Origin of the sequence: Kitasatospora sp. MY 5-36 (assembly GCF_001182915.1) — a bacterium.
Lineage (GTDB): Bacteria > Actinomycetota > Actinomycetes > Streptomycetales > Streptomycetaceae > Kitasatospora.
Window position 1 is genome coordinate 1 of record NZ_LFVW01000742.1, and the last position, 5,064, is coordinate 5,064.

Genomic DNA, 5,064 nt, shown 5'->3' on the forward strand with positions numbered 1-5,064 from the left:
CCCGCACGGTGGCGCTGACCCTCGCCGCGACCGGAGAGCGCAAGCTCACCCGGCTGCGGCGCACCGACGGCGTGTCGGAGCAGGTCGCGGCCCTGCGCGCGGCCGCCGAGGCCCTGCCGGAGCCCGAGCTGCCCGTCCCGCCGGGCGAGCTGACGGCGCACCTGGCCGAGGTCGGGGTGCCCTACGAGACCGGCGCCGACCTGCTCTCCGTCGCCCTGGACCGGTACCGGGGTGAGCAGGCCGGCGCCACCGAACTGGCGGTGCTCCTGGCCACCGTGCTGGGCGGCCTCGGCCACGCCCGCGCCGCGGCCGACCTGCTGTGGCGGCACCTGGAGGACGACCCGGCCGACCACGAGCTGACCGGCGCGCTCGGCGAGATGCTGATCGACGCCCGGGACGCCGAGGGCATACGCCGCCTCGCCGACCGGGTGGCCGTCACCGCCCCGGCCGACGGGCACTGGATACGGGCCCGCTGGGCCGCCGCCGAGGGCCGCTGGGCCGAGGCGCTGGAGCGGTGCCAGGAGATCCTGGCGCTGGACGACGAGGTGCTCAACACCCGCCGCCTCGCCGCCCACGCCGCCACCGAACTGGGCGACCACGCCACCGCCCAGCGGATGTACCTGGAGCTGCTGGAGCGCGCGGCGCCGGCCGACGGCGCCGCCGAGGAGGAGGACGGCCACCGGACGGTCCAGGAGCCGGACCTCTGGCACCTGATCACCGCCGCCACCGCCAACCGGGACTGGGCCGTGGTCCGCTCCACCGGCGCGCTGCTCGACATCGAGTTCGACGAGCCCGAGGGCCCGGTGGACGAGGAGTGGCAGCTGGTCACCATCCGCGCCACCCGCACCAACGGCGCGACGTCCGACCTGCCCGCGCTCCGGACGGGCCCGGCCACCGCCCGCATCCTGCCGGTGCTCGGCGACGACCTGACGCTCAACCACGGCGACGTGGTGGTCTTCGCCCCGGCCCTGCTGGAGCGCCCGCCGGCCGAGGACGCCCCCGAGGAGGAGCGGCAGCGCTGGCGCCCGGTGTTCGAGCTGCTCACCCTGCTCGACCCGGCCGGGTACACCACGTACTGGATCGACGGCGGCTGGCCCGGCGACGAGCCGTGGTCGGCGCTGCGCGAGGAGCTGCACGAGGCCGGGTGCGCGGTCTGGGTGTACAGCGGCGACGAGTACCGGATCACCGACCCGGCGGAGGGCGGCGACACCCTGCCCGGCGTCTACGCGGCCCTCGGCGTGCCGCCGACCGCCTCGGCCGCCGAGGCCGACGCCCTGCTGTTGCGGCTGACCGGCGGCTGGGCGCATCCGCTCGCCTGGCCGGAGCTGGCCAAGGCGGCCGGCGGGGACCTCGCCCGGCACGAGGAGACGGTCGAGCGCTACGGGCTCTGACCGCCCCCGACCGTACGGCCCCGGCGGGCCGGCCCTCCCGGGCCCCCGCCGGGGCCGTACGCGTTCCCGGGCTCTCACCGCGCGGCCCGCTCCCTGCCCGCGCCGCGTCCGTCCGTCCGACGGGAACCATCCGGTGCCGCCCCGAGTCTTTGTCAATGCTTTACCATTCCATTGCCAAGACCCGACCTTCGGAGTGCCCGCACCGTGACCAGCCTCGCCCTCGGCCCGTCCTGGCTCGATCCGACCACCCTGATCTCCACCTTCGGCCTGATCGGCATCCTGGCCATCGTCTTCGCCGAGTCCGGCCTGCTGATCGGCTTCTTCCTGCCGGGTGACTCGCTGCTGTTCACCACCGGCCTGCTGGTGGCCGGCGGCACCTACCTGCACCAGCCGCTCTGGCTGGTCTGCGCGCTGATCGTGGTCGCCGCGGTGGCCGGGGATCAGGTCGGCTACCTCTTCGGCCGCAAGGTCGGCCCGAGCCTGTTCCGCCGCCCCGACTCCCGGGTCTTCAAGCAGGAGAACGTGGAGAAGGCCGCCGCCTTCTTCGACCGGCACGGGCCCAAGGCGATCGTGCTGGCCCGCTTCGTGCCGATCGTGCGCACCTTCACCCCGATCGTGGCCGGGGTGAGCAGGATGAACTACCGCGGCTTCGTGGTGTTCAACCTGGTCGGCGGCGTGCTGTGGGGCGGCGGGGTCACCGTGCTCGGCTACTTCCTGGGGCAGATCCCGTTCGTCCGGGACAACATCGAGGCCATCCTGGTCGGCATCGTGCTGGTCTCGGTGATCCCGGTGGCGGTCGAGCTGCTGCGGGCACGCCGCTCCGGTGCGGCCGCCGCCGACCGGCACCGCGCCGGGTAGGCGTCCGCCGCTCCGGCCACGGGACGCCGCGTACATGTGCGTCGGGCTGTTCGATCAGGCAAGGTGTAACCCGAGATCGAGCGGTGGCCGGCGGCCGCCAGGGGCGGCAAGGAGTGGAAGTGCCTAAGCGGGGCCGACCGGGTGCGGGCAAGCGGGCGAGGGGAGGCCGGGCGGCCCGACAGCCGCGGCAGGCGTCCCCGAAGCCGGTGCACCCCGCCGACGCCCCGCCCACCGAGGGCCTGCTCGGCCACCCCGCCCCGGTGGTCGAGCCCACCACCGTCGTGCCGCTCGTGCCGCCCGTCCCGGAGACCAGGGGCCTGCTGGCCCCGGAGCCCGAGCGGGTGTCCGAGCCGGTGCCCGCGTCCGTGGCCGGGCGGGTCGAGACCGGGCGGGTCGAGGACGAGCGCCCGGTCCGCCGCCGCTCGGTCGCCGAGGACACCCTCACCCCCGAGGAGTGGCGGGCGGCCGGCTACACCCCGCCCACCGGCATCCCGGTCCCGGACCTGACCCCCGGCGCCCCCGGCGAGGCGCCCTGGCCGGACCGGATGCGCACCCTGCTGCGCACCCCGATGTCCGAGCGCCCCGCGTTCGAGCGCACCGCCCGCGAGATGCACCCGTCCGCGGCCGTCACCCGCAACGTCCCGCGCATCCTCGACCTGACGCTGCGCATCGGCGAGCTGCTGCTGGCCAGCGGCGAGGCCGCCGAGGACGTCGAGGCGGCGATGCTCGGCATCGCGCACGCCTACCGGCTGGACCGCTGCGAGCCGCAGGTCACCTTCACCCTGATCGGCATCTCGTACCAGCCCTCGCTGGTCGAGCCGCCGGTCACCGCCGACCGCGTGGTGCGCCGCCGCACGTCCGACTACACCCGGCTCGACGCGGTGTACGCGCTGGTCGCGGACATCACCGCGGAGCAGGTGACGGTCAACGACGCCTACCGCCGGCTCGCGGCGATGCGCCGCAACCGGCACCCGTACCCGGCCTGGTTCCTCGCCCTGACCACCGGCCTGCTGGCCGGCGCGGCGACCTTCCTGGTCGGCGGGAAGATCGACGACAAGGCCTGGCTGGTCTTCGCGAGCGCCTTCGTCGCGGCCGTCCTCGGCGACCGGCTGGCCTCCGCCCTGGCCAAGCGCCGGCTGCCGGAGTTCTACCAGTTCGTGGCGGCCGCGATGCCGGCCGCGGCCTCCGGCATCATCCTCTCGCTCAACGACTGGGGCCTGCGCGGCTCGGTCGTGATCACCGGTGGCCTGTTCGCCCTGCTGCCCGGGCGCGCCCTGGTCGCCGCCGTGCAGGACGGCCTGACCGGCTTCTACATCACCGCCGCGGCCCGTCTGCTGGAAGTGGTCTACCTGGTCGCGGGCATCGTGATCGGGGTGATGGTGATCCTCTACCTGGGGGTCGGCTTCGAGGCGAACCTGCGCCCGGACGAGAGCCTGGTGGGCGTCAACTACCCGCCGGTCCAGATGGTCGCCGCGATGCTGCTGACCCTGGCCTTCGCGACGCTGCTCCAGACCGACCGCCGGACGCTGGCCCTGGTCACCGTCAACAGCGGCATCGGCTGGGCCAGCTACGGTGCGCTGGTGTACAACGCGGGCGTCAACCCGATCGCGGCGACCGGTGTGGCGGCCGGCCTGGTCGGCCTGTTCGGCCAGCTGATGGCGCGCTACCGCAACGGTTCGGCGCTGCCGTACGTGACCGCCGCGATCGGCCCGCTGATGCCCGGTTCGGCGCTCTACCTCGGGATGCTCGCCTTCGCCCAGGGGCACTCCAGCGCCGGTCTGGTGTCGGTCTTCCGGGCGGCGGCGATCGCGATGGCGCTGGCGGTCGGGGTGAACCTCGGCGGGGAGATCGCCCGGCTGTTCCTGAAGCTGCCGGTCGGCGCCGAGCGCCCGTCGCTCTACCCGGTCATGCCCCGCCGGGCGGCCAAGCGCACCCGGGGCTTCTGACCGGACGGCGACCCGGTGTTGGGGGAGACGTGGGCCCCGGGCCACGTCACGGCAGGCAGGACGCAGGACCAGGAACGAAGGTAAGACCCATGACGACACTGCTGGACGGCTACCGCGAGCACATCGTCGCCGCGCACAAGCAACCGCTGTTCCTGCTGCTGGTCGGATTCATCACCTCCTTCGTCTTCATCCGGTTCAGCGTCCGGATGATCCGCGCCCAGGTGCGCTGGTGGCCGGGCAACGTGACCCCGGGCGGCCTGCACATCCACCACATGGTGTTCGGCCTGGGCTTCCTGCTGCTCGGCGGCATCGGGGTGTTCGCCACCTACGGCGGGCACCCGTGGATCGACTGGTTCGGGCTGGCCTTCGGCATCGGCTGCGGCCTGGTGCTGGACGAGTTCGCGCTGATCCTGCACCTGGACGACGTGTACTGGAGCGAACAGGGCCGCAAGTCGGTGGACGCGGTGATCTTCGGCATCCTGTTCACCTCCCTGCTGCTGGTCGGGTACGTGCCGCTCGGCGTGGTGCCCGGCGAGGAGACCAGGTGGGGGCTGATCACGATCATCTCGGTGAACTCGCTGGCCTCGGTGGTCACCCTGCTCAAGGGCAAGGTGTGGACCGGCCTGCTCGGGATCATGGTCCCCGGCCTGTCCTGGATCGGGGCGATCCGGCTGGCCCGCCCGAGCAGCCCCTGGGCCCGCTGGCGGTACGCCACGCGCCCCCGGCGCCGGGCGCGTGCGCTGCGGCGCGAGCGCCTGCTGCACCGGCGCGCGGACCGGGCCCGCACCTGGCTCTTCGACCTGATCGCCGGGGCCCCCGACAAGGTGCCCGCCAACCATCCGGCCGCGCACCGGGTGGCCGAGCGGATG

At 74.2% G+C, this 5,064-nt stretch carries 4 protein-coding genes; all 4 read left to right on the plus strand.

The genetic code is table 11. From position 1 onward, the window contains the following. Window positions 1–1,391 (plus strand): hypothetical protein (locus tag AE652_RS34970; protein ID WP_049659016.1); only part of this gene is annotated, 1,391 nt, incomplete at its 5' end. A gap of 204 nt (window positions 1,392–1,595) precedes the next feature. Next, window positions 1,596–2,249: a DedA family protein gene (locus AE652_RS34975; protein ID WP_049659017.1), complete on the plus strand. Its 654-nt coding sequence runs from the start codon at window positions 1,596–1,598 to the stop codon at window positions 2,247–2,249. Window positions 2,250–2,368: 119 nt separating this feature from the next. Further along, window positions 2,369–4,195, plus strand: coding sequence for a threonine/serine exporter ThrE family protein (locus tag AE652_RS34980; protein WP_234348654.1), 1,827 nt, complete (start codon window positions 2,369–2,371; stop codon window positions 4,193–4,195). 89 nt (window positions 4,196–4,284) lie between these two features. Next, window positions 4,285–5,064: hypothetical protein (locus tag AE652_RS34985; protein ID WP_049659019.1), on the plus strand; the 780-nt coding region annotated here is incomplete at its 3' end.